We start from the raw sequence: 25,723 nt of genomic DNA, 5'->3' as shown, positions 1-25,723 counted from the left end.
TTTAGTTTTCAATTATAACTGAACTGTTTCCGTTTATATCTTTGCTAACAATTATTTTACTGTCAATTTTGTTTTTCAGTTCCTCGACATGAGAAATGATTCCGATGATTTTGTCATTTGCCGTAAGACCGGAGAGGGAAGTCATTGCCTTATCAAGTGTTGCAGAATCAAGACTTCCGAAACCTTCGTCTATGAACATGGAATCTAAATGAATTCCACCGCCTCCAGAAGACTCCTGTATTTCGTCAGAAAGCCCGAGGGCAAGGGATAATGAAGCCTGAAACTGTTCTCCTCCTGAAAGCGTGCTTACAGCCCGGATGCTTCCATTGTGATGATCGATTACATTTAAATCTAATCCTATCTGACTGCGGCGGTTTTCTACAGAAATATCTCTAATAAGCTCAAACTGTTTTGATGACATGGCAAGGAACCGTCTGTTGGCTCTTGCTATTATTCTGTCAAAGAAAGCGGCCTGTACATAAGTTTCAAGCCTTACTTTTCCGTTTGCAGAAACAGCACCATTTGCAATTGAAGCCAGGTCACTTACCATTCTTCGTCTGTTTTCTATTTTAGAAATTTCTGAGAATGTTTTTTCTATACTGGCAATACTGTTTTTGCATGTAGAGTATACCGGCAGTAATGTATTGTGAATTCTCTCAAGCTGTTCATTTTTTTCTTGCAGTTCTTCCTGCTGTTTCAAAATTTTACCTTCATCAATATCTTTAAAGGAATCCAATAACTGTCTGCTCTGGTTAAGCTGTCCTGAAATTTCTGCATCTTTTTTTTCAAGAATTTCTTTTGTTTCTTTTGCCTCAGTTATCTTTTTTTCAATTTGAGTAATAAGGCTGGAAAGTTTATTCAGCTGGTTTTCTGCTTCTGCTTTTGAATCAAATGAAAGCTTTGATTTGAGTGTTTCAATGAAACTCTGTTTTTCCTGAAGTTCTGTTTTTGTTTTACCTTCATTAATTTTTAATTCTGAAAGTTCTGCTTCTGCGTTCTGTATGGAATTTCTTAATGCAGGTATTTCTTCCTGAAGTTTGTTTTTCTTTTCAGCGTTTTCTTTTTCAATTAGAAGTTCCTGACGCAGTGAAGTTATTGTCTGTTTTAATTCAGCTTTTTTCTCCGTTACAGTTAATTCCAGTTCTTCGCTTTTTATTTCCTCGTCAGAAAAAAATTGTCCTGCACTTTCATAAATGTTTTTTTCTTCATTTAAAATACTTGCATTCATTTCTGATGCTTTTTTTGAAATGGAAATAAAGGTTTTGCTGGCGTCTTCGGCATCTTTTTCAAAAATATCCAGTTCTTCTTTTGTAGGTGCATGTCCTGATTTTTTTGCAGGAGACGGATGAGTTAAAGAACCGCATACCGGACACGGAGTATTTTCAGAAAGATCCTGTGCAAGAATACCTGCCTGTTCCATAAAGAACAGCTGTTTTTTTTCTATGTAAAGAGTATTTGTTTTTTTATATTCTTCGGAAGCAGCTTTTGATTTTTCCTGCCAGGAAGACAATTCTTTTTTTTCGTCAGTGAAAAGTTTTATTTTTTTCAGCAGGCTATCTAATTTGTCAAAATCTGTAGAGCTTTCTTCCAGTTTGTTTTTTATTGAAATATAATTTTCTCCGGCTTTTTCTAAAAGCGGAAGCTGTTTGTTTTTTTCTTCGAGTTCAATTTTTTGTTCCGTTATTTTTTTTGTAATTGAAGTTATGCTTTTCTGAAGCTCTGCATTTTTTTTATTCAGGCTGCTGATTGTTTTTTCTGATTCTTCAAGCGTGCTGTAGTCCGCAAGGGAATTTTTTATTAGAGTCAGTTCTTCTGTATGCTTATTTTTTTCGGTTTCAAGGGAAAGTGCGTTTTCAAGGATTTTTTGAGCGCCGTTTATTTTTTCTTTTATGCTGAGGCTTTCTTTTTCGAGATTATTCTTTTGTTCGATGATTTTTCTTTTTTCATTTGCGCGGGTTACTTTTTCGTTGATTTTGTTCAGTGCAGAATTTGTTTTTTTAATTTCTTTTTCATTCAATTCAAGCTTAACTGAATTATCGTTTAGAATTTCTTTTAATATCGTAATATCGTTTTCTTCCGGTATCTTTTTTTGTTTTATTGTTTCAAGCTGCTGCTGAAGGACTTCATTTTCATATACATCCATAAGACTGATGTAATGACATATGGATGTGTAGGCATCCCTGCACTGAGCTTCAAGAAGTTTTGCATTTTCATCAAGTTTTTCTTCCAGCTGCTGATATTTTGAGGTTTTAAATATTTCTCTGAAAATAGTCTTTTTGTCTTCTGTCGGTGCCAGCAGGAATTTCTGAAAAGCTCCCTGTGCAATCATTGAAATCTGACAGAAATCTTTTTTTACGAGTTTTAAAATATTTTCTACCGCTGCCGTAACTTTGGAACTCTGAACGATGCTTTCTCTTCCGTCATGAAAAATAAGTTCAGCATTTGCATTCTCAGTTACTGTTTTATTACCAACTTTTGCTTTGCGTGTATATTTTGGATTTCTTTTTACAGTATAACGTTTTGAATTTATTTCAAAAGTAAATTCAACTTCTGTCGGGATTGTCTCATCTGCAAGTGTAGAGCGAAGCATGCTTTCTTTTCTTGTGTCACCGCTTGGTTCGCCGTAAAGAGCATAGGTAATTGCGTCAAAGATAGTTGTTTTTCCGCTTCCGGTTGGACCGCAAATAAGGAAGAGACCGTTTTTCCCGGCTTTTTCAAAGTCAATTTCCACCGGCTTGCAGTACGATTCAAAGCCTGTCATTTTAAGTTTTATAGGTTTCATTCTTCATTGCTCCAGATTTCTTCGATAACAGTTTTTAAATATTCTGTCTGTTCTTCGGTGAGTTCTGATTCCGTTCTGTCATAATAAAAAGCTTTGAAAACTTCTTCAGGATTCATTTTTTTTACGCTGCTCATTTTAATGGAATCTGTAATGTGCTGTGTTCTGTAGTTGTCGTATTCGATTTGAAGAGTACGCGGATAAACCTGCCTTAATCGGGACATGGCATCAGGAATATCTGTTTCATCCGTAAGAACAATGTTGATGTAATCTTCATGATCCTTTGTATCAACTGATGCATTTTTTATTATTGAATCAAAACTGTCTTTAATCTGACGCATGTCATGTAAGGGCTGAAGTTCTCTTGTTCTGATGCTCAGGTTTGATTTTTCCTTAAGTTCAATAACAGTAACGGATTTTTTTTGATTGATTTCTGATGCGGAATATTTTAATGGTGTTCCGCAATATCTTACGGATTCTTTCTGAATGTGCTGTGGTGAATGAATATGTCCTAAAGCAACATAATCAAAGTCAGAAAAAATATCTGAATTTATATTATCAAGTCCGCCGAAGATAAGTTCTTCTGAGTCGCATCTTATTGCATTTGTAACATTCTGGTGCGTTACAAGAATATTGCGTTCAGTACCGTTGATTCCCATAGAATCGATGACTGTTTTTACAGCGGTATTGTAATCAGGAATTTCTCTGTCGCTGAAGTATGGACGTACATTCTGAGGCCTTATGAAGGGAAGAAGCCAGAGGTTTACATTTCCGAAACTGTCTTTTAACTGCACGGATTTTACCGAACCGCAGAAGCTGTCACTGAAATAAATCCCGCTGCTTTTCATAAATTCAGAACCGAAGGTAAGCCGTTCCGCGCTGTCATGATTTCCGCTGATAATAAAGACCTTTATTTTACGTTCTGCTGCTTCTTTCAGAAAATTTTCAAAAAGTTTTATAGCTTCAACTGATGGAATTGATTTATCGTAAACGTCTCCTGCTATTATTATTCCATCGGTTTTTTCGTCCTCTGCAATCTGAATAATCTGGTCAAGAATGTATTTCTGGTCTTCTATAAGTGAATAGCCGTAAAGTGAAATCCCTAAGTGTAAATCTGATGTATGGATAAGTTTCAACTCTGTCCCCTGCCGTTTTTTCCCTAAACTAATATACCCCTAAAATATAAAATTGACCACATAAAAAAATATGGGTAATATATAGGAATGAATGTTTTACTTGGAATTTCTGCTTCTGGCGGAATTGGAATAGGAAATGCCTTTGTTTTACCGGAAACACCGGAACGTGTAATATATAAAAATAGAATTTCTGATGAAGAAGTTGAATATGAATGGTCCCGTTTTGAATCTGCCTGTATAAAAGTAAAGGAATCTATAGAAAAATCTCTTTCCGGCCTTTCTCAGGAAGATTTGAACCGCGTTATTCTTGAGACGTACCTCCTTATGCTGGCAGATCCGGTATTTTTACAGGAAGTAAAAGCTTCTTTTGAAAAGAATAAGTATAATATTGAATATACCATCAGCCAGAAGGTTGATGAATATGCGGACCGCTTGAGAAACAGCGGCAATGATTATCTTGCAGAACGGGCTGGAGACATAGAAGACGTATTTGGCCAGGTTCTTGATATTCTTTTGGATTATCATCCTTTCAACATAGAACTGGTTCCGGAAAATGCAGTCATTGTCGGCCGTAACATGAAGACTTCGGATACAGTCATTCTTAATAAAAGAAAAATTGCAGGACTTGCACTTATAGAAGGCGGAAGTTCCAGCCATGTTGCCATACTTGCACGCACTTATGGAATTCCTGCAGTTGTAGGTCTTGATGGCATTACTTCTCAGGTAGAGACAGGGCAGCAGATTATAGTAGACGGTAATCTTGGTGAAGTTGTTGTTGCTCCTGATTCGGCAACCCTCATGCAGTCTCAGTCAAAAATTGTCGCAGAACAGAAACGTGTGGAACGCTTAAAGGAATTTAGAAATAAGCCGGCCATGACGGAAGACGGCGTTATCTTTAAGCTTTATGCAAATATCGGTACGCCTGAAGAAGCCGAGATTGCTCTTGAAGAAGGTGCAGACGGAATCGGTCTTTTCAGGACGGAATTCCTGTTTATGGATTCCATGAAAGCAAATGGAAATAAAAATGCATCTTACAGTAATTCCGTAAGTGAAGAAGTGCAGTTTCAGGCATATAAAAGAGTTCTTGAAATTATGGGAGATAAGCCTGTTACAATCAGAACCCTTGATTCCGGTGGAGATAAAGACATCGGTTCAAAAGAAATACCGTCGAATGTAGAAAAAAATCCTCTTATGGGACTTCGTGCAATCCGGCATTCGCTTTTTTATCCACAGGTTTTCAGAACTCAGCTCAGGGCACTGTATCGTGCAAGTGTATATGGAAACATGCGCATCATGCTTCCGTTGATTACAGATGTTTCTCAGGTTGATACTGTTCTCGGAATAATAAAAGGAGTTCAGTACAGTTTGAAAGAAGATAATATTCCTTTCAGGGCAGATGTTCCTGTGGGAATTATGATTGAAACTGCTGCCGCTGCAATATGTGCAGACTGCTTTGCAACTCATTGTGATTTCTTTTCTCTCGGAACTAATGATCTTACCCAGTATACAATAGGAATTGATAGAGAAAATCCTTCCGTTGCTCCTTATTATAATGAATTCAATCTTGCTGTTCTCCGTCTTATAAAGATGACAATAGATGCTGCAAAACATGAAAAGATACCTGTTTCTATTTGTGGAGAAATGGCAGGAAAAAAAGAGAGCGTTATAATCCTTGCAGGTCTCGGAATCAGGGAATTAAGTATGGCTCCAAAACAGATTTCTGTCATAAAGGAAATTCTTTCGCAGTTTTCAATTGAAGAATTAGAAAATCTTTCTTCTAATTCAATTTTTTAGTTTTAATGATTCTTATAAATTTTATTTGAAGGGTGTTTAAAAGTGTGTGCGATGAAAAAAAAACGCAAGCCTGATTTTTCAAAACCGAAGCCGGTAAAGGCTGAAACAGTTTCAGAAACAATTGTAGAAGTTGAAGAAAAAAGAGAAGCTGTTCTGGATGTAGAAAGTAAACGCAAGCAGAATGTTCAGAAGTTTTATCCGGATAAGGTTTATTTTAATCTTCCGCTTATTGTTATTGCGGGAAGGCCGAATGTCGGTAAATCTACTTTGTTTAATGCACTGACTCATACAAAAAGGGCAATTACAGATCCTACTCCAGGTGTAACGAGAGATCCTGTTGAGGGAACCTGTTTTATAGCAGGTAAACCGGTTCATCTTATGGATACCGGCGGTTATAAACTTACCCGTGATGTTACAAGCCGCGAAAGTGAAATGGATGATCTGGTTGTAGAAAAAACTGTACAGATGCTTGCAAAGGCTGACCGTATACTTCTTCTTCTTGATGCAACAGAAGTTACTGCGGAAGATGAGGAACTTATTTTACGCCTCAGACCTTACTGGGGAAAACTGATTGCTGCCGTTAACAAAACGGAAGGCGGTAAAAATACAAATCTTGCATATAATTATGCGAAGTTCGGTTTTAAGGATTTGATTTTTATTTCTGCCCGTCATGGAGATAATCTTCCTGAACTTGAGGAACATATGGTTTCAGGAATTGATTTTTCTGCTGTTACAGAAGGCAGTGAGGAAGAACGGCCTATCCGTATTGCAATTCTCGGAAAACCAAATACCGGTAAATCAACTTTAAGTAATGCTTTAACTCATACAGAAGCTTCAATCGTAAGTGATTATGCCGGAACAACCCGCGATGTTGTTGAAGGAAACTTCCGCTACAATGGAAGGGATATTCAGATTCTTGATACGGCAGGAATACGAAGAAAGGCAAAAGTAAAAGAGAATGTTGAGTATTATTCTGTTAACCGTGCCATAAAAACTCTTGATGAATGTGATATTGCTTTCATCATGATTGATGCGCAGCTTGGTCTTGCAGAGCAGGATAAAAAAATTACATCTCTTGCATTCGAAAAAGGCCGCGGGGTAATTTTTGTTCTCAATAAGTGGGATCTTATGGAGGATCAGAGTAATAAGGCTGTCCGGGCAACACAGGACTGGATTCAAACTATGTTCGGTCAGATGAACTGGGCTCCGATAATTCCTTTAAGTGCAAAGAATAAAGACGGAATAAAAAATCTTATGAATACTGTCCTTACTCTTTATGAACAGCTTACCCGTAAAGTGGATACGGCAGCTCTTAATATGGCTCTTCAGGACTGGCTGTTTAAGTATCCGCCGCCTGCAACAAAGGCAATTCATTTTAAAATTCGTTATATGACTCAGACCAGTATTAATCCGGTAAATTTTCTGATTTTTGCAACACGCCCGGATAATGTTCCTCAGAGTTATGTTACATATCTGAAAAACAGAATTCGCGAAGACCTTGGTTTTGATCAGATTCCGGTTCAGATAGAAATGAAAGCAAGCCGTCAGAAATGGCAGGACAGGGAAAACAACAATAATTAATGGCACAATTTACGATTGGTCAAATTGAAAAACTGACAGGCGTAAAGGCTCATGTCCTCAGATACTGGGAAGAAGTTGTTCCGGCAATTGCTCCTCAAAAAAGTAATTCCGGACGGCGTGTCTATACTCAGCGTCATCTTGATATTATTCTTCGGATGAAATACTTGATTCAGAAAAAAGGTCTTTCGATTGAAAATGCAAGAAACAGGATTATTGCAGAAAGTGCGAAGTTTTCAGAAAATGCTGCATCACTGGAACAAATTCATTCAATCAGAAAATCTTTAAGTGAGTTGTATCTGAAACTTCAGGAGACAAAATTAAATGAAAAATGATGAAGAAGTCGAGCTTAAATGGTGGGAAGTAAAGCAGGGAATGACCCCGTATTTAAAGAAGAAAGCTCTTGAAAAAAAAGCAAATAAACATGCGGCAAGAAAAGCTGCAAAGTCGGCTGAAAAACCAGAAACTCCTGCAGAAAAAGAAAAGCCGAAGGTAAAATATTTTTCATCTCAGAAGAAAGTTGAAAAAACAGGTTCATTGTTTGATGTAAAGAACATTCCGTCAGATGCAGCTGAACTGCTTGAAAAATTCGATTCAGTGATTTCATCGACACATCCATTAAATTCAAAACAGCGGGCTCAGCTTCCGGGTTTGATAAGAACCCTCAGTCATAAACTTACGGATGAACGCGGAGACAGAAGGGTCGGTTACATGAACAGCCCGGAATTCTTAATGGCATATGTTCATTATTTCATGCAGTGGAATCTCGTCCGCCTGACAAGACTTTTTGCAAATTTAAGTCCTGACTTTTTTAAATTAAAGGATGGAGATGTGTGTTTAGATGCAGGTTCCGGTCCTCTTACTCTGGTAACGGCTCTTTTTCTTGCAAGACCAGAATTAAGAAAACTTAAGCTTACCTGGTACTGCATGGATATTTCTCAGGGAGCACTTTCCATCGGAGAAAATATTTTTCTTTCAGTTGCTGCAGCCCTTCAGTGTGAAGGCTGGAACATCATTCGTGTAAAAGGTGAATTCGGAGCTTCTTTAAAAGAAAAAGTTTCTCTTGTTGCCAGTGCAAATATGTTTAATGAAGTTGTTCAGGATTTTGAAATGCCTCCTGATTATCTTGCAAAAAAATATGCGGAAAAAATACTTTTATATGCTAAGGAAGACTGCGGCGTTCTTCTTGTTGAGCCGGGGTTTCCTAAGGCAGCCCGTTTTATCTCGCTGCTGAGGGATGCATTTTTAAGGCGGAAGTGTATTATGTATGCGCCATGTACTCATTGTGAGGAATGTCCTATGGACGGAAAAGCAGGTGGAAAATGGTGCAATTTCGCATTCAGTACGGAAGATGCGCCAAAAAAACTTCGTGTTTTATCAGAAAAAGCTTCCCTTCCAAAAGAAAGGGCTGTCCTTACCTTCATTGCCTGCCGTCGTGAAGAAGAATTAAAGAAAAATGAGAATCCCTCAGATCTGAAAGATTTGAGATTCAGGATTGCCAGTGATCCAATTCGTCTTCCTAAAAACAGGACGGGCTACTATGCCTGTTCTTCAGAAGGTCTGCTTCTTGTTCAAAGTGCACGCCCCCTTCTTTCTGGAGAAGAGTTTAAAATTCCATATCCGAAAAAGGAATTTCACGAAGACTGGAAGAGCGGTGCAAAAATAATCTATCTTGATTAGTTTTTTTTGATTCAGTCCTAGTTGTTTCTGCGTACAGAAAATTCAGAAGCAGGAATGTTTTTTGATGAGTCATTTCTTTTTTTGTATTTTTTATAAATGACTTCCTGTACGCGGACGCTCTGTTCTTTTTTTGCAGGTGCATTTGATTTCCAGGTTCCATCTTTCTGAAGAGTGTGGGAGTGGGTATTATCCTGAAAGTAAAGATTGAGAGTGTCTTTAACAGTTTTAAAAATATTTCTGTCTGTTATCGGGAACATTAATTCAATACGGCGGTCAAGGTTTCTGTCCATCCAGTCAGCACTGCTTAAAAACAGTTCTTCTTCTCCGTCATTCTGAAAATAGAAAACCCGGCTGTGTTCCAGATATCTGTCTATTATACTTACAACAGTTATGTTTTCGCTCAGACCCGGAATGCCGGGTACGAGAGTGCAGATTCCCCTTACATTAAGTTTTATCTGAACTCCTGCACAGCTTGCACGGTAAAGAGCGTCTATTATTTCTTTGTGACAGAGGCTGTTCATTTTTGCAATGATAAGTCCGGGGCGTTCCTTTGTACTTAAACTGATTTCCCTTTCAATAAGTTCTATCAGTCTAGATTTCAGTGTAACTGGAGCCATATAAAGATGATGCATTGTCTGCAGGGCACTGTATCCTGAAATAACGTTAAAGAAGAAAGTTGCATCTCTTGAAATATCATGGTTTGCGGTAAAGAGCGAAAAGTCCTGATAAAGGCGGGCTGTCTTTGCATTGTAATTACCTGTGCTGAGGTGAACATACTGCCTTAAACCGTCACTTTCTTTTCTTGTAACGAGACATATTTTTGCATGAACTTTAAGGTTTACAACTCCGTAAATAACTATTGCTCCTGCTTTTTCAAGTTCTGCAGCCCAGGATATGTTTGTTTTTTCATCGAAGCGGGCTTTAAGTTCTACAAAGGCTGTAACCTGCTTTCCGTTTTTTGCAGCGTGAATAAGGGATTTTACAATTTCACTGCCAGTACCGGTTCTGTAAAGCGTCATTTTTATGGCAAGAACATTCGGGTCTTCACAGGCGTCTTTTATGAATTTTTTTACGGAATCAAAACTTTCGTAAGGAACATGAAGCAGTACATCATGCTGCCTGAGGGTATTCCAGCAGGTTTCATCTTTAGGAAGATCCGGAGAATTAAAATGTTTCCATTCCGGCCAGAGAAATTTCTGGGAATCTTCTATATCAAGAATTCCAAGTAATGTTGAAGGGTCTATGAGGGCAGGTACCTGATAGATGTCATCGTCCGTCAAAAAAAGTTTTTCTTTTATGAGTTTAAGCAGTTTTTCACTGGTTGTCGTACAGACCATGTTTACGGCAAAAGAAGACTGCCGTTTTTCCAGTACTTCCTGCATTGCCTGAATAAAATTCCGGGAGTCGTCTTCGTTAACAGAAAAGTCGGCGTCCCTCGTGATTTTAAAAACCATTGTTTCCGTTACACTAAAACCAGAGAACAGTTCCTTTCCGTAACAGGTAATTATATCATCCAGAGTCGTAAACTGCTTTGATCCGTCGGAAGAAGGAAGCCATACTATACGTTCAAGTCCTGCAGGCAGAGGAACAAGGGCTGCGATTTCAGTTTGTGTATTTGCCGTCAAAGCGTTCTGAAGATGATGAACGTTTTCCATAGGCTTTAACAGAAAAGCAGCGTGAAGTTTAAGGTTTACAGGCTGAGGAAAAGAGTCGCCGTCTGTTCTTAAAGGTGTAAGCAGCGGGAATATATCGTGTCTGAAAAGATGTTCGGTAAAAGATTTTTGAGCCGGGGTATACTTGTCAGGCCTGATGTAGAAAATTCTGTTTTCTTCGCATTCCGGAAGAATTTCCGTATAGAGAATATCATAGGCCTGTCGAACAACCTGATGAATTCTTGTGCTGAGTTTTTTTAATATTACTCCTGGATTATATCCGTTTGAATCTGTAACCCGGGGATTTGATTTCAGGGCCTGCTTTAGGGAAGCAATACGTACCTGAAAAAATTCATTGAAATTTGAAGAAGCGATGGATATGAATTTGAGCCGTTCAAAAAGAGGAAGATCTTTTTTTGCAGATTCCAGCAGAACCCTGTAATTGAATTCTACCCAGCTGAGTTCCCTGTTAAAATATTTATAGTTTGTTTCCGACTTTTTTTTCATACCAGTACGACCTTGTATCCGAATACGTTTTCAAATAAATCACATTTTTCTTCTACGGCAAGCTTTTCGAGGGTAAGGTTGTGGTGTCCTTTTATTCTGAATGTAATGCTGTCCTGTGCAAAGTGAATCGTAAAATCGCTGAGTTTCTGGCTGTGGCTTCTGTCCAAAGCATCGGCAAGCCTTAATATTGCCGAAAGTTTAAGAATGGACATTCGTGTTGAGCGGGACAGCAGTCTGAATTCCTGATTTTCGCTGACCTGAATTTTTCCCTTATGAAAACAGGTAATGAAGGCAACTATTGCTTTTTCTTCACGGCTAAGTCCGAAAATTTCAGAGTTGTTTATTATGTATTTTCCGTGAAGGTTATGATTGTCTGCCTGAATAAACATTCCTATATCATGAAGGATTGCGCTTACCTCAAGCAGAATCCTGTCCTGTGCTTCAAGCCCGTTTTCTTCCTGCAGGGCATCGTATATTTTAAGTGAAACATTCTTTACGAATTCTGCATGTCGTTCATCTCCCTGATATTTTTTCAAAAGAGAGGAAGCACTTGCAAAAATCTGAGAATTAAATTCTGCCTGAAGGGTCTCATCCACATGATTTGTGGAACTGATTATTACGCCTTCCCTGATGGAAATATCAGGAACAAAAACAGAAGAAACGTTTGTGAGCTGAACAAAAAGATTGTAAGCAGTCAGTGAGATCTGAAAAATTGAAGTTTCATTGTAGTTGATTTTAAAGCGGGCAACGCATTCTTCAGGAGTGTAGTGCTGAACTTCGTTTACAAAATTATTGAAGTCTTCCCGCTGAATTTCCCACATAAAAGGAGAAACCGGTTTTCCTGCAAATATTGCTGCAAGTTTCATGTCTCCGCCTACTGCAATAAAACGCTTTACTTTTGCAAGATTCATTTCTATGTTGAGGTTGTTGCGGGTGTTGAGGATAAATTCTCCGATGAACCGTTTTGCATCATCAATATTACCTGACAGTGCATGGATTTTCTGTTCAATGATTACGGTTCCAAGCCTCATGCTGTGAGCGGCAGCCATGCGTCCGTTTTCCATGAGCATCATTTCTGTTGCTCCACCGGCTATTTCCAGAATTATGGAATCGTTTTTCTGCATAGAAGGGCTTTCATCTTTAAGACATTCCGTAACTGCAATGTACATGAGGCGGTTTTCTTCAATTCCGTCGATTACTTTTACGGTAAAGCCGGTTTTTATTTTGATTCTGTCAAGAAAAGGATCCCTGTTGTCAGCTTCCCTGACGGCACTGGTTCCGATAACAGTTGCATCTTCAGGTTTCAGTCCCCATCCGTTAAGCTGCTCTACGTAACGGCTTAAAATACGTATGCAGGCATGAAGAGTCTGGCTTGAAATGGAACCTGTTGTAAATACATCCCTTCCAAGGTTTACAAGCTGTTCGCTTCTGTCGAGAATATTGCGTTTGTTGTCACTGGTGATTTCGGCTACTAACAGACGAATGCCGGTAGAGCCAATTTCTATAACTGCCCGTAATGCATTCATCCGTAAGCTTCCTAGAGTTTATCGATGAGCATGGAACACTTTCCGGACGGAATAGGAAGCGTTTTCTTTTTCTGATCAAGAATGTTAATCGTAAAGTAGTAAAGCTTTTCACTTTCCATCTGAATTTCCCATCCGCGGGAAGTTTTGTTACTGAGAATTGTAACAAGATTCCGTTTAAGAGAAAGTTTTTCTATACCCATAATTTCAAGGTTAGGAATAATCCAGTCAACCGTTTTGCGTGGAAGACTGATATTAAGACCTATAACGTTTTCAATCATAAGTGCAATTGTAGAAAGACCTACATAATGCATGAACCTGGCTCTCGGGAAAGCACTGTCTGTTTTACATACGGCAGCACCTTCCTTGCACGGAAGATAACCTTCGTAAAGGTCGCCTTTTTTCTTTGAATCAGCAGGACTGAGGCCTTCAAGAATGTAATACAGGTGACGTATTGCACATTCACGTGCAAAGCCATACTGCTGGTATTTTTCAAGCCCCTTTATAATCATAAAGTTTATAGGAGGAATAACTGAGCCTTTGTATCCTTCTCCAGATTCCTTAAAGTCCGGGCTGTCTGCACTGAGGGTAGGGAACGGATGATCCGTACCGAAAGTTTTAGGATTTGTAAGATGTGCTATAAGAGTGTCTGCCCTGTCTGCATTCGGAAGTTCTGCAAGAAGCGGCCAGAATCCTGCAACAGTTTTCTGAGGAAGCCGCTGTTCATTTTTATCAAGGTCATGATAGAAGCCTGTTTCAGAATCCCACATAAGACCGTTGATGCGGGTTTTCAGGCTGAAATACATCCTTTTGTACTGGAAACTGATGTCTTTATCATTGAGAATATCACCTAAAGCAGACATGTGTGCGGCATTTATTGCGACACAGCTGTTGAAATCAACCGGATAAACGCAGCCTTTTCTCGGGGAGTTGAACATTGTAGAAGCTTCATGAGGAACTGCATAAAGTCCGTTCTGCTGTTTGAAAGTGCGGTCAAGCCAGTCCATATATTTCTGAAGGACAGGCATGATTTCCTTGATGCGTCTTTTGTTTGCACTCTTGTGATACAGATTAAATTCTGCCCATGCAAAAAGTGGAAGTCCTACTCCTTCCGGGTTCTGTTTAGTAGTAATAGGTTTTGATGTCTTAAGGTCGTACTTCCAGCGGATTGCTCCGTTTTCTTCCTGGTGTTCATAGAAATAATCAATATTTTTGTTTGCAGGGTAGTTTCTGTTTGAATAAACAAGGAAGAATGAAGAGAAAATTGATTCAAACTGATCAAGAACAAGCTGATTTTTTGTAGGATATACAAAATAGCCGTCCGGTGAAATCTCATCGCTGGCCGGATCCAGCCAAAAGTCCGAAAGCCAGTTCCAAGATTTATCGTATATATCTACAAAGTCCTGGTCATAAAAATGGATCTTCGGAAAATCTCTCTTGTTCACAATTACTCCTGCTTCAGGGCTGCCTGTAAAAATGATTCAGATGCAAGCCGTGACACTTTTTTTCTATAAATTGATAAAACGCTTCGTACAGTATAACATAAAATGGTAAAAAAGGGCACAGTTTTACAAAAAAAATTTACTGTTTTAGGGGAATTTTACTTGACATTTATGTCATACCGGACAAAAAAAACGGTATGACACTACAGAGTTAATTAATTACTGAAATTTGCAGTCGGGTCACAGAAAAGCCGTATGAGCTCTTTCTGGGATTTATGGCGGCTCTTGATAAGAAGCGTTTCATCATCAGCAAGGTAGACGTAACCGGAAGAGTTGTAAGTTTCAAATCTTGAGTCGGTGCGGAACATCTGCTGCTGAATTTCTATCTGCCCGTGGAATGTCGGAATTCCCTTAAAGATTATGTAATGACTGTATGAAAGCGGGAAGTCAATATTTATGTTTACGATGCTTTCTTCGTCAATCTTATAGGTTATGTCTGCGGCACAGGTCCATGCCCATACAGCAGAGTTTCCGTAGTAACCGAGAATGTCACAGTGAGGGAAGAACTGGTTGTCTTTTATGAGAATCTGGTATGCGGAAGCAAGCATATGAAAATTCATTGAAGATACTGAATTTAATGCTGTATTTACAAGAAGACGTCCTGCATCACACCAGGAAGGCTTTCCTTCAATCTGTCCGGCTTCGATAAGTGCGGAACCGGTCTGTATGTAGGTGAGCAGTGAATCTGCCGGTACTCCGTTAAGGGAAATAACTTCATTTTTTAGCGAACAGTTGTCTTCGATAACGGAAGCACATGTTTCTGTAAGGGATGTAAGGCTTGCTGCAGTTTCCGGGGCTGCAGAGTATATTCTCTCGTACACGTTGAGTATTGCGGCTGCCTGAGTCAGGTTTGGTGTTCCTGCAGAAACGGCCATTGCCAGAAGATTTCTGATGCGGTTTGTCTTTTTTTCCTGAAGAATAAAGTCACTGATTCCGTCTATCGTAAAGATGTCAAGGTTTTTCCGGCTTATTGCATTGTCAGTCATGGAAACGAGATTTGATATGTGCCTGTCCAGAGAAGGTGTCATGGAAGCCAGATTGTTAAAATATGGTGCCGTAAAGTATGTTCTTTTCGTACCGTTCCTGAATGATACAGGGACTTCATCTATTGCCTCGTTAAATTTGCCGGAAAGAGAGCTTTCGGCTACAAAGACTGCGATTTCCATTTCGTTTACGCTGTCCGGCTGTGAAGCAAGGGCTGCACTTATTTTTGATACGGCAAGTGAGCGTAAAGCCTTTATTGATGAATTATATTCTGCCGTTCCAGTTCCAGGCAGGCCTGCAAGCTGCGTGAATGCAAATTTCTGTACCGGATTATATGCTCTGACGACAGCAGGATTTTTACTGCTGCTTATGGTTATGGAAGAAGAAGAAAGGGATGGAGATTTGAATTCATATCCGTTTTTCTTTTCGTAGATAAGGATTCTTGTGCTGTCGGAAGTATCTATTTTTGAACTGCCCGAGAATTTATAAGGAATTGTTACGGATTTTATGGAATCAGCCTTTGAAAGACCGACTGAAAATAAAGTTTCCTCGTGTTTTGCCGTATCAAAGGTTATTTCCGTTCCGTTTTCAAATATAAGGCTGAGGGATTTTTTTTCTGCATTCCAGTCTGTGAGTTCAAGATTTATTTTTTCACCTGAAGAATTTACGGCTGTAACCGGTTCTTCTTCCTTACAGTAAAAGACGATACCTTTATATTCAGCTTCGAACTGATTTTTTACGACCATCTGGTGCTGTTCATTTTCCTTCTGGTATATTGAAACATGAAGGGAACCTATTGTTCTTGTAATTACGGACTGAGTCTTAAACTGAAGGACAAAAATGCCGATTAATATTACAGATGTAAGCAGCAGAAGTCCTATAAACTTTCTAAAAGGATGTTTACGCATTTTGACTATTTTAGTTATTCATATTATAAAATTCAATGTTTAATCAGGAAGGGTTATGAAAAAGTTTTTAAGTGCCATAAGTATTTTTACAGCTGCAGTTACGCTTACAGTATCATGCGGTTCGACACAGCAGGAATCCGGTCAGCCGGCAGAGGACAGGGCAGAAGAGGTGGTTTCTGTAGAAAATGGTGTTTTTTCCAAAGAAGAATTTATTGCCCGTGTAAAGAACATGGCAAAATCCGGTGATTACAGCGGTGCACTTGCTGAATATGATGAACTTTCGGGCAGTACAAAGAAAAAGTATGCCTCTGATCTGGATATGTTCATGCTTAAGGCACAGCTTCTTCAGGTTACGGGCAGGCTTGAAGATGCTAAAAGTCAGGTTGATTCACTGTTAAAGAGTTATCCGAAGAATGAAGAACTTAAGAAAATGTCTTTTTCAATCCGCAAGACGCTGTTTATGGAAAAACTCAGTACGGAACTGGAAAAAGGCAGTGACGAAAGTGCCCTTGCGCTTTATGAAGGTCTTGATGAGCAGCTTAAGGACGACTTCAGTATAAATCTCATAAAGGCTTCGCTTCTTGTGGGTGCAGGAAAATACGATGATGCCGAAAAGGAATGTGATCATCTTGATTCAATACAGGAAGGTTCGGTAGATGTTCTTGAGATCCGCCTTGCAATAATGGACAGAAAAGGGGATTCAAAAAACCGCAATGCAATGCTTCAGAAGATAATAAAGAAAGATCCTTATAATGCCCCTGCAAATATTGCCCTCGGACAGTCCAGTGCCATAAAAAAGCAGTACGGCTCTGCAAAACAGTATTATCTGAAAGCCCTTGCAAAGGAACCTCAGAACGAGGACGCACTTTTTGGTCTGGGACAGATGGAATACTATCTTGAGAATGATGCTGCTTCAGAAAGAAATCTGAACAAGCTTCTTGAAATTAATCCTCAGAATTCCATGGCATACTCTTATCTTGGAAAAATTGCCTATGCAAATGATAAGTACCTTATAGCCCTGAATTATGTACAGAAGGCTCTCGAAATAGAGCCGGATAATTATGACTATAATCTTGACTGCGGAATGTATCAGCGTTATATGGGTCGTTTCAGTGATGCAGAAAAATCCTGGACAAAATGTATAGAACTTCAGCCGGATTATTTTCTTGCTTACGTTTACCGTGCCGGAATCTATGATGAACAGGACAAGCTGGATAAAGCCCTGGAAGATTACCGCATGTGCGTAAAACTTAATCCTGATTATTATTATGCTTACGAAAGCATAGGAGTTCTTGAACTTCATAATAAGAACTGGAAGGCTGCAGGGGAAGCTTTTTTTGAAGCCCGCAAACGCAATTTAAATAATATTTCGTATCCGCTTCTTGTTACTTACTGCTATTACAAGCTTGGTGATAAAAAACAGGCTAAAAAATATTCAAATGACATTCTCAGAAAAATGGGAAACATAAACAGTATTGACTATAAGATGCTGCGTGTTTATCACGACGAAAACGGCTATCAGAATCTTCCTCAGCAGGTTGCAGGAATTTCTAATCTGAATGACAGGGCAAAGATGTATTTTTACATAGGACTGCTTTATGATATGTTCGGTTCAAAATCCGCAGCAAACGAGTATTATGCAAAAGTCCTTGAATTAAACAGCCCTATGTTTTTTGAATACAGGCTTGCAGAATGGGCTGTAAAAGAAGCCCCGGCAGATGAATGAGGAATACGGAACAGACATGGAAGAAAATAAGACAGACAATAAAATGAATACGGCAACTCAAAAGTTTCTTACTTTTGGAGACAGACAGATAATTCTTGTGGGAACTGCCCATGTATCTGCAGAAAGTATTGAAGAAGTAAAGGCTGCCGTAAGGGAAAATAACCCTGATAATGTAGCCATTGAGCTTGATGAAAAGCGTCTTGCGTCTATTGAAGATCCTGACAGCTGGCGTAAGATGGATATAGTTCAGGTACTTAAAAACAAAATGGGATTCCTCATGCTTGCAAATATAATTCTTGCAGGCTATCAGAAACGCATGGGAGAAGGAACCGGTGTAAAGCCTGGAGAAGAAATGGCAGCAGCCATTCATGCAGCAAAGGAAGCCGGAATTCCCCAGACAATGGTTGACCGTCCTATTGGAGTTACATTAAAGCGTGCCTGGTCAAAAAATTCTCTCTGGGGTAAATGCAAGCTACTGGCAACGCTTTTAGGAACGGCATTTGTCAGTGATGATGAGGATGCTACTCCGGAAAAAATCGAAGAACTTAAGAAAAACAATGAAATGGATTCTCTGATGAAGGAACTTTCAGGGTATCTTCCGGTTGTAAAGGAAGTACTTATTGATGAAAGAGACCGTTATCTTGCTTCAAAAATATGGGAATGCAAAGGAAACCGGGTTCTTGCAGTATTAGGTGCAGGTCATCTTCCCGGCGTGCAGGCCTGTCTTGAAAAACTTGCAGAAGGTAAAATATCTTCTGACTGTTCTGATATAGATTCGGCTCCTAAAAAAACAGCAGCTGCTAAAATATCAATGTGGTTTATTCCACTTCTTATAATTGCCCTGATCGCTGCAGGTTTTTATTTTGGCGGAAAAAGTAAAGGCTGGGATATGCTCAGTGCGTGGGTAATATGGAACGGGGCTCTTGCAGGAATCGGAGCTGCCGTTGCTCTTGCACATCCGCTTGTAATATTGATTTCGATAATAGGTGCTCCAGTTACGTCTTTGTGTCCGTTTGTAGGAATTGGTCTTGTTGCGGGGCTTCTTCAGGCTGTACTGAAAAAACCTGCAGTGCTTGATATGGAAAATCTTCAGCAGGATGCCTCTTCTGTAAGGGGCTTTTATAAAAACAGAATTCTCCGCGTACTTCTGGTATTCTTTTTATCTTCTCTTGGAAGTTCAATAGGAACTTTTGCGGCGGGAGCTTCTCTTGTTGCATCCGTTACAACTTTCTTTAATAAAATTGTTTCTTGGATAAAGGGAATTTTTTAAGTATATTAGAAATTACTTATGGCAAAGAAAAAAGGTTCCGTCGTTTATAAATGTTCCGGCTGCGGTTATACTCAGCCAGGCTGGCTTGGCCGCTGTCCTGAATGCGGTGAGTGGAATACAATGGAAGAATGCATTGTTGATCCCAATGCAGCTTCTCCTCTTGTGCATCAGGACGGAACTTCCGTAAAGGTAAAACCTGTTCCTATGAAAACTGTGGCTCTGGAAGACAGTGCCAGGTATTCTACCGGCAACAGCGAGTTTGACCGTGTGTTAGGCGGCGGTGCCGTAAAAAGAAGTGCCGTTCTTATCGGCGGTGAACCGGGAATAGGCAAGTCGACGCTTTTAATTCAGACATCAGCAGCCTTCCTTGCAGATAATCCTAAAAGCCGGGTGCTTTATGTATCCGGTGAGGAGTCAGCATCTCAGATTAAAGCCAGGGCTGTAAGACTTAACCTTAACGTAGACGATGTGGAAATATTGTGTACTCTGCGTCTGGAAGATGTGCTGGATGCCCTGGATTCCTTAAATCCTTCTCTTGTCATCATAGATTCGATTCAGACAGTTTACTCAGTGCAGGCCGGCATAGTACCGGGAACCGTAAGTCAGCTTAAATATTGTGCAAATGAACTTATAAGTTGGGTAAAGGAAAGAGACAGTGTCCTGATAATGACTGCTCACGTTACAAAAGAGGGTGTGATTGCAGGTCCTAAGAGTCTTGAGCACATGGTAGATACAGTTTTAAGTTTTGAGCGCAGTTCAGATGAAGTAAGGTTTCTCCGGGCTCAGAAAAACCGTTTTGGATCTGTGGATGAACTTGGAATTTTCATGATGGAAAGTGACGGCTTAAAAATCGTAAGCGATCCTGCCTCCCTTTTTATAACAATGCGTCAGGATGGAACGCCGGCAGGAATTGCCTGTGTGCCGGTTTTTGAGGGAAGCAGGGTGTTCGTTGTAGAAATTCAGGCGCTTACTGTACCTGCAAAAGCTTCCCTTAACCGCGTTTATTCAGAAAAAATAGATTCGCAGAAAGTAAGCAGGATTGCAGCCGTTCTTGAAAAACGGGCGGGTATAAAATTCAGCGATCAGGATATTTATGTAAATGTAGCCGGTGGAGTCAGGCTGTCTGAAAGTGCAATAGATGCCGCTCTTGCCGCTGCATTGTATTCCGCAAGGGTAGACCTGCCTCTGCCGGAAAAGTCGCTTATTCTTGGAGAACTTAGCCTTGCCGGAGAAATACGTCCTGTGTCCCGGCTGAAGCAGCGTATAAAAACGGGAAGGGAACTGGGGTATTCGACAATAATCTGTCCTGAAAAAGAAAATGGCGTTAAGGCAGTTACGGATATAAAATCCCTGCTTGCAACTCTGTTTAAATAGATGCAGCGGGCTGTTTCAGTCAGGAATGAAATTCATTTCCATGAACCAGACTTCATCGTCCCGGTTATATTTTAATGAACAGCTTTCGCTGCTGATGCCTGCAAAATAGTGTTCTCTTGGTTTCTGTCCTTTTCGCCTGCTTTCTGTAAATCTGGAGCTGAACAGTTTCAGCAGTTTTTTTCCGTTTTCTTCTCCGGGAATGTATGCCTTGATTTTGAAAAGCTTTTTGTTTTCGTCAAGGTAGAAGAAAATCTGTGAATATTCAATCTTGCGGAATGTTATCCAGTCAGTTTCGATTGCAGAGAAAAGCTTGCCTGATTCACAGGTGTAATCTATTTTCCATTCGTCCAGTTTTCCTTTTATCGTTCTCTCTGAAGTTCCTTTTGTGAATGTCAGGAATTCAAGATGAGACTCTGCTTTTTTCTGTTTCCACTGGACAGGTTTTTCACAGCTGCACAGGACAGTCAGAATTGAAAGAATAAGGACAAGCTTTATTTTCATGTTTTAACTATAGCGTGTAAGCCGGGAATTTACAAATTGAATTGAATAACTCACAGATAAATGATATTTTTTTTCCATGGCAGAAATTGATGTATTTGTATCAAATATTTTGGATTCTTACAAAAAATACGGTGGAATCAATCTTGATGAAACTAAGATTTTTCCTAACCGGCAGAATGTAATAGATGTTCTTCATGATATTCAGACTTTGATTTTTCCAGGATACCGCACTGCCGAAGAAATTGATGATGAAACCCTTCGTTTTGTTACGGGAGAAAGGGTTAACCGTATTATTTCAACTCTTTCCCGGGAAATAAAAAAAGCACTTTATTTTTCACTTCAGGATGATAAAGTTGAAAATTCGTACTGTTTCAGTCTTGCAGAGAGGACGGCCCTTGCCCTTATAGAAGAAATTCCGGAACTCCGCAGAAAAATCGGTCTTGATGTACAGGCTGCCTATGCAGGAGATCCGGCTGCAAAGTCTACGGAAGATGTTATTGTAAGTTATCCGGGGCTTGAAGCAATAGTTGTTTATAGAATAGCACATTTTCTCTGCTCCAACGGGGTTCCTGTAATTCCGCGTATTATGAGTGAACATGCCCACAGCCGGACCGGTATAGATATAAATCCTGCTGCAGTAATCGGTGAAAGTTTTTTCATAGACCATGGTACCGGTGTTGTAATAGGTGAATCCTGCAATATCGGAAATAATGTAAAGATTTATCAGGGTGTTACTCTGGGCGCTTTAAGCGTAAAAAAGGAACTGATGAATAAAAAAAGGCATCCGACAATCTGCGATAATGTTACGATTTACGCAAATGCAACTATTTTAGGCGGAGAAACTGTTATTGGAGAAGGCTGTGTTATTGGTGGAAATACCTGGGTTACAAAATCTGTTCCTGCTGGTACGACAATAGTCCAGACCTGTTATGGAAGCTGAATTTTTACGGTAAATTCAGAAAAAATTCGGGAATTCCCCTTAAAACAAAGCCTCATTATGTTGACATAATTTACTTATTAAATTATAGTAGCCAAACAAAAATCATTTATTTCGCTCTTGTAGCTCAGTCGGTAGAGCACATCGTTGGTAACGATGAGGTCAGCGGTCCGATTCCGCTCGGGAGCTTTGCATTATTTTTTAAGGAGCAAGATATGGCAAGCAAGAAAAAGACAGCCGTAGAAATTATCGCTTTGCAGTGCACAGAGTGCAAAAGAAAGAATTATACAACATACAAAAACCGTAAGAATATTACAGGTAAACTTGAAAAGGCAAAGTATTGTCCTTTCTGCCGTAAGTCAATTCTTCATAAAGAAACAAAGGCAAAATAATTTGTTTTTATAGATTCTCCGTGGTGTATATTCGGAGAAGCAGCCGTCCAATCCTGAAAATGATTGGAGGTTTAGCATGAAATCTGATGTTTTATTAGGATTTCATGCTAAACCTTAGGTCAGTAGCTCAGTTGGTAGAGTCCCGGTCTCCAAAACCGGTTGTCGCGGGTTCGAGTCCTGCCTGGCCTGATAACTTTTTTTTGAAATACGAGTTTAGGAAATAAAATGAAGAAGATTATTAGATTTTTTGAAGAGTGTATTGCAGAGCTTAAGAAGGTAACATGGCCTACAAAAGGTGAAGCTCTTTCTTCTGTAAAAGTTGTATTTATTTCTACAATCGTCGTAGCTGTTGCACTTGGTGTTTTCGACTGGATTTTTACTACAGGCGCTACAACTCTCCTTGGCTCTAAATAATATAAGGTGGAGTAAATGTCTAAAAGCTGGTATATCCTTCAGGTTTATACAGGTTATGAACAGAAAATCTATCGCACTCTTAACAAGCTTATAGCAGACGGAACGCTTGATTCTTCTATCGTTTGTGATGTAAAGCTTCCTTGTGAAGAGGTTGCTGAAGTTCGTAACGGAAAAAAAGTTACACGTAACAATCTTCTTCTTCCCGGATACCTTATGATTGAACTTGATCTTCCTCAGATCGGATGGAAAGATCCTTGCTCAACAATCCGTCGCATTCAGGGTGTTTCTGGATTTGTAGGAACAGATCCTTCTGTAAAACCTCGTCCTATTACATCGGATGAAGCTAAGAGACTTCTTCAGGCTGCCGGAGAAATTAAAGGCGAGAAATCAGTTCGCGTTAAGCAGAATTACGAAATCGGTGATCAGGTTAAGATTATCGAAGGTCCTTTTGCAACATTTAGCGGAGCTATTGAAGAAGTTAACGCAGAAAGAAATAAACTTCGTGTTAACGTTCAGATTTTCGGAAGAGCAACTCCTGTTGAGGTTGATGTTCTTCAGGTTGAGAAGATCTAATTTCAGGTAATGTGGGTTGTCTTTTACAAAGATAACCCGTTGCGGTTTTAAATGAACCGTTTGATTTTTGATAGAATAGGGTAAAAACCCGTTCTTAATTTGGGAGAGGTGCACGTCCGTCGGACATAGGCACTTCGTTAGGATTATCCGTTTTGTGCGGAAATCCACACCAAGATAAGGAGATATATTATGGCCACAAAAAAGGTAACAGCTGTCATCAAATTACAGTGCCCTGCAGGCGCTGCAACTCCAGCTCCACCAATCGGCCCTGCTCTTGGACCTCACGGTGTTCCTGCTCCAAAGTTTGTTCAGGAATTTAACGACCGTACCAAGAACATGGAAAAGGGACTTATCATCCCTGTAGTAATCACTGCTTATCAGGACAAATCATTTACATTTATTCTCAAGACTCCTCCTGCAGCTGTTCTTATCAAGAAAGCAGCTGGACTTCAGAAGGGTGCTGCAAATCCTCTCCGCGACAAGGTTGGAAAGATTTCACAGAAACAGCTTGAGGAAATTGCAAAACAGAAGCTTCCTGATCTTAACGCAAATGACGTTGAAGCAGCTAAGAAAATCATCGCTGGTACTGCACGCAGTATGGGTGTAGAAGTGGAGGCTGAATAATGAAACACGGAAAGAATTACCGCGAATCACTTAAAAAGTATGACCCGGCTAAAAAGTACGATGTTACTGAAGCTTGTCAGCTTGTAAAGGACCTTCACTATGTAAAGTTTGACGAAACTGTTGAACTTTCAGTTTCTCTCAAACTCGAGAAAAACCAGACTGTACGTGATACTTTAGTATTCCCGCATCAGTTCAAAGGCGAAAAGAGAGTACTCGTTTTCTGTAAAGAAGACCGCGTACAGGAAGCTCTTGATGCCGGTGCAACTTATGCCGGATCTACAGAATACCTTGATAAAGTTAAGGGTGGCTGGCTTGATTTTGACGTAGCAGTTGCTACTCCTGACATGATGAAGGACGTTGGTCGTCTTGGTATGGTTTTGGGACGCAAAGGTCTTATGCCTAACCCTAAGACAGGAACTGTTACACCAAATATCGCAGAAGCTGTTGCTGAACTCAAAAAGGGTAGAACAGAATTCCGCGCTGATAAAGGTGGAGTAGTTCACATTGCTGTAGGTAAAGTATCTATGGATACAAAAGATACAGCAGAAAACGTTAACGCTTTCCTTACAGAATTGAACCGTAAGAAGCCTGCTGACGCTGCAATTGGATTTGTACGTTCAGTTTCTATCAGTTCTTCTATGGGACCTGGTGTTTGGGTTGACTATAAGGAGGGTGAATAATGGCTATCATGGCAAAAAAACTTCAGCCTGCTAAGACAGCTGCAATCGAAGAAACAAAGAAAGTTCTTGGTGAATTTTCTAACTTTGTATTCGTTGACTACCGTGGTCTCACAGTAGAACAGATTACAAAACTTCGTGCTGGTCTTCGTGAAAAGAATTCACAGCTTAAAGTTTTTAAGAACAATTTTGCTCGTCTTGCTTTTGACGAACTTAAGAATGATGAAGTTGCACAGTATCTTTCTGGTCCAACAGCTATCGCTCTTATAAAGGATGAAGCTAACGAATCTGCAAAAGTTCTTTTTGACTTTGCTAAAGATACTCCTGCCCTTGTAATCAAAGGTGCTTGGGTTGACGGCGAGCTTTATGATGCTGCTAAAATTGAGGCTCTTGCAAAACTGCCTGGAAAGAAACAGCTCATCGCTATGCTTATGTCTGCTATCAATGGTCCTGCAAGAAAACTTGCTGGTACATTGCAGGCTTATGTTGAAAAATTGGAAAAAGAAGGTCCTGCAGCAGCAGCACCTGCAGCAGAAGCTGCACCAGCTCCAGCAGCTGAGTAATTTTACTCAGTGGGATATCCCAGAGCTTATCTTTTTTCACTGTGGTCAGGCTTCATAGCTGTCGACTGTCCGCAGTTTTACCGACGTAGAACATAAGAAACAGTTTGTTTGGATTTTACGCGGATTTTATACTAATCATATATTGATTAATGGAGAAGACAATATGGCAGCTTTAACAAACGACGAAATCCTTGAAGCAATTGCAAACATGACAGTTCAGCAGGCAGCTGATCTCGTAAAAGCAATGGAAGAAAAATTTGGTGTATCTGCAGCAGCTCCTGTAGCAGTAGCAGCAGGTCCAGCAGCAGCTGCAGCTGAAGAACAGACAGAATTCACAGTTACTCTTGAATCATTTGATGCAGCAAAGAAAATCCCTGTTATCAAGGCTGTTCGCGAAATCACAGGTCTCGGACTTGGTGAAGCAAAAGCTCTTGTTGAAGGCGCACCAAAAGTTCTTAAGGAAAATGTTTCTAAGGCAGATGCTGACAAGATGATCGCTGACATCGAAGCAGCTGGTGGAAAAGCAAGCAAGAAATAATTTTGCTTAGTTTTACCTTTTTGAGATTTAGTTAATATACTCAAATCTTTATATTGAGCTTCAGGAGAAGTCGCGTACTTTTCCTGAAGCT

General features: G+C 39.8%; 22 protein-coding genes and 2 tRNA genes. 17 read left to right on the top strand and 7 right to left on the bottom strand.

Annotated elements, in window-relative coordinates; all coding sequences use genetic code 11:
* Position 1: 1 nt before the first annotated feature.
* Both HNP77_RS04830 and HNP77_RS04825 read right to left on the bottom strand, forming a co-directional pair.
* On the bottom strand, positions 2-2,782 hold the full coding sequence (locus HNP77_RS04830; protein WP_184652044.1) for an AAA family ATPase: 2,781 nt from the start codon (positions 2,780-2,782) through the stop codon (positions 2-4).
* Entirely contained in the window at positions 2,779-3,915 is a 1,137-nt protein-coding gene (locus HNP77_RS04825; protein ID WP_184652043.1) for an exonuclease SbcCD subunit D, read from the bottom strand. The genes HNP77_RS04830 and HNP77_RS04825 overlap by 4 nt, the downstream gene beginning before the upstream one ends.
* An 87-nt stretch (positions 3,916-4,002) precedes the next feature.
* Here HNP77_RS04825 and ptsP point away from each other — a divergent pair, with 87 nt between their 5' ends.
* Genes ptsP through HNP77_RS04805 form a run of 4 tightly spaced genes read left to right on the top strand, consistent with a single transcriptional unit; the run spans position 4,003 to position 8,967 of the window.
* On the top strand, positions 4,003-5,709 hold the full coding sequence (gene ptsP, locus HNP77_RS04820; protein ID WP_184652042.1) for a phosphoenolpyruvate--protein phosphotransferase: 1,707 nt from the start codon (positions 4,003-4,005) through the stop codon (positions 5,707-5,709).
* 51 nt (positions 5,710-5,760) lie between these two features.
* Entirely contained in the window at positions 5,761-7,290 is a 1,530-nt protein-coding gene (der, locus tag HNP77_RS04815; RefSeq protein ID WP_184652041.1) for a ribosome biogenesis GTPase Der, read from the top strand.
* A complete protein-coding gene (locus HNP77_RS04810; RefSeq protein WP_184652040.1) occupies positions 7,290-7,622 on the top strand; it encodes a MerR family transcriptional regulator in 333 nt (110 codons plus the stop codon). The genes der and HNP77_RS04810 overlap by 1 nt, the downstream gene beginning before the upstream one ends.
* Entirely contained in the window at positions 7,612-8,967 is a 1,356-nt protein-coding gene (locus tag HNP77_RS04805; RefSeq protein WP_184652039.1) for a small ribosomal subunit Rsm22 family protein, read from the top strand. Before HNP77_RS04810 ends, HNP77_RS04805 begins: the two co-directional genes overlap by 11 nt.
* A gap of 17 nt (positions 8,968-8,984) precedes the next feature.
* Here the strand turns inward: HNP77_RS04805 and ppk1 are convergent, their stop codons facing one another.
* The 4 genes from ppk1 to HNP77_RS04785 form a co-directional block, all read right to left on the bottom strand.
* A complete protein-coding gene (ppk1, locus tag HNP77_RS04800) occupies positions 8,985-11,126 on the bottom strand; it encodes a polyphosphate kinase 1 (protein ID WP_184652038.1) in 2,142 nt (713 codons plus the stop codon).
* Entirely contained in the window at positions 11,123-12,652 is a 1,530-nt protein-coding gene (locus HNP77_RS04795) for a Ppx/GppA phosphatase family protein (protein WP_184652037.1), read from the bottom strand. Before HNP77_RS04795 ends, ppk1 begins: the two co-directional genes overlap by 4 nt.
* Before the next feature lie 11 nt (positions 12,653-12,663).
* Positions 12,664-14,094 (bottom strand): MGH1-like glycoside hydrolase domain-containing protein, encoded by a 1,431-nt coding sequence (locus HNP77_RS04790; protein ID WP_184652036.1) that lies wholly within the window; start codon positions 14,092-14,094, stop codon positions 12,664-12,666.
* A gap of 212 nt (positions 14,095-14,306) precedes the next feature.
* Positions 14,307-16,043 carry a hypothetical protein gene (locus tag HNP77_RS04785; protein ID WP_184652035.1) on the bottom strand — a complete coding sequence of 579 codons (1,737 nt, stop codon included), beginning with the start codon at positions 16,041-16,043 and terminating at the stop codon, positions 14,307-14,309.
* A gap of 55 nt (positions 16,044-16,098) precedes the next feature.
* Here HNP77_RS04785 and HNP77_RS04780 point away from each other — a divergent pair, with 55 nt between their 5' ends.
* The 3 genes from HNP77_RS04780 to radA are packed head-to-tail and all read left to right on the top strand — an operon-like array spanning position 16,099 to position 20,413.
* Positions 16,099-17,769: a tetratricopeptide repeat protein gene (locus HNP77_RS04780; protein ID WP_184652034.1), complete on the top strand. Its 1,671-nt coding sequence runs from the start codon at positions 16,099-16,101 to the stop codon at positions 17,767-17,769.
* 43 nt (positions 17,770-17,812) lie between these two features.
* Positions 17,813-19,039: a TraB/GumN family protein gene (locus HNP77_RS04775; RefSeq protein ID WP_184652825.1), complete on the top strand. Its 1,227-nt coding sequence runs from the start codon at positions 17,813-17,815 to the stop codon at positions 19,037-19,039.
* Positions 19,040-19,057: 18 nt separating this feature from the next.
* On the top strand, positions 19,058-20,413 hold the full coding sequence (gene radA / locus HNP77_RS04770) for a DNA repair protein RadA (RefSeq protein ID WP_184652033.1): 1,356 nt from the start codon (positions 19,058-19,060) through the stop codon (positions 20,411-20,413).
* A gap of 15 nt (positions 20,414-20,428) precedes the next feature.
* On the opposite strand, the gene HNP77_RS04765 is transcribed toward radA, so the two are convergent.
* Entirely contained in the window at positions 20,429-20,914 is a 486-nt protein-coding gene (locus HNP77_RS04765; protein WP_184652032.1) for a hypothetical protein, read from the bottom strand.
* 76 nt (positions 20,915-20,990) lie between these two features.
* On the opposite strand from HNP77_RS04765, the gene epsC reads away from it, so the two are divergent.
* The 10 genes from epsC to rplL all read left to right on the top strand — a co-directional run bounded on the left by epsC (position 20,991) and on the right by rplL (position 25,632).
* Complete coding sequence (gene epsC, locus HNP77_RS04760) at positions 20,991-21,854, top strand: serine O-acetyltransferase EpsC (protein ID WP_184652031.1); 864 nt, start codon at positions 20,991-20,993, stop codon at positions 21,852-21,854.
* 113 nt (positions 21,855-21,967) lie between these two features.
* A tRNA-Thr gene (locus tag HNP77_RS04755) sits at positions 21,968-22,040 on the top strand.
* Between the two features lie 26 nt (positions 22,041-22,066).
* Positions 22,067-22,243, top strand: a complete 177-nt coding sequence (gene rpmG, locus HNP77_RS04750; RefSeq protein WP_184652030.1) for a 50S ribosomal protein L33 — start codon at positions 22,067-22,069, stop codon at positions 22,241-22,243.
* A 116-nt stretch (positions 22,244-22,359) separates the two neighbouring features.
* Positions 22,360-22,432, top strand: a tRNA-Trp gene (locus HNP77_RS04745).
* 36 nt (positions 22,433-22,468) lie between these two features.
* Positions 22,469-22,657 (top strand): preprotein translocase subunit SecE, encoded by a 189-nt coding sequence (gene secE / locus HNP77_RS04740; protein ID WP_184652029.1) that lies wholly within the window; start codon positions 22,469-22,471, stop codon positions 22,655-22,657.
* A 15-nt stretch (positions 22,658-22,672) separates the two neighbouring features.
* Positions 22,673-23,230, top strand: a complete 558-nt coding sequence (nusG, locus tag HNP77_RS04735; RefSeq protein WP_184652028.1) for a transcription termination/antitermination protein NusG — start codon at positions 22,673-22,675, stop codon at positions 23,228-23,230.
* A gap of 189 nt (positions 23,231-23,419) precedes the next feature.
* On the top strand, positions 23,420-23,854 hold the full coding sequence (rplK, locus tag HNP77_RS04730; protein ID WP_184652027.1) for a 50S ribosomal protein L11: 435 nt from the start codon (positions 23,420-23,422) through the stop codon (positions 23,852-23,854).
* Entirely contained in the window at positions 23,854-24,534 is a 681-nt protein-coding gene (gene rplA, locus HNP77_RS04725; RefSeq protein ID WP_184652026.1) for a 50S ribosomal protein L1, read from the top strand. The genes rplK and rplA overlap by 1 nt, the downstream gene beginning before the upstream one ends.
* Positions 24,534-25,094, top strand: a complete 561-nt coding sequence (gene rplJ / locus HNP77_RS04720; RefSeq protein WP_184652025.1) for a 50S ribosomal protein L10 — start codon at positions 24,534-24,536, stop codon at positions 25,092-25,094. The genes rplA and rplJ overlap by 1 nt, the downstream gene beginning before the upstream one ends.
* Positions 25,095-25,257: 163 nt before the next feature.
* Positions 25,258-25,632: a 50S ribosomal protein L7/L12 gene (gene rplL / locus HNP77_RS04715; protein ID WP_184652024.1), complete on the top strand. Its 375-nt coding sequence runs from the start codon at positions 25,258-25,260 to the stop codon at positions 25,630-25,632.
* Positions 25,633-25,723: the final 91 nt, after the last annotated feature.

Source organism: Treponema rectale, from assembly GCF_014202035.1.
In the GTDB taxonomy this organism is placed as follows: Bacteria; Spirochaetota; Spirochaetia; order Treponematales; family Treponemataceae; genus Treponema_D; species Treponema_D rectale.
The sequence above is the reverse complement of the archived record's forward strand: the minus strand, read 5'-3'. Positions and strand labels throughout refer to the sequence as shown.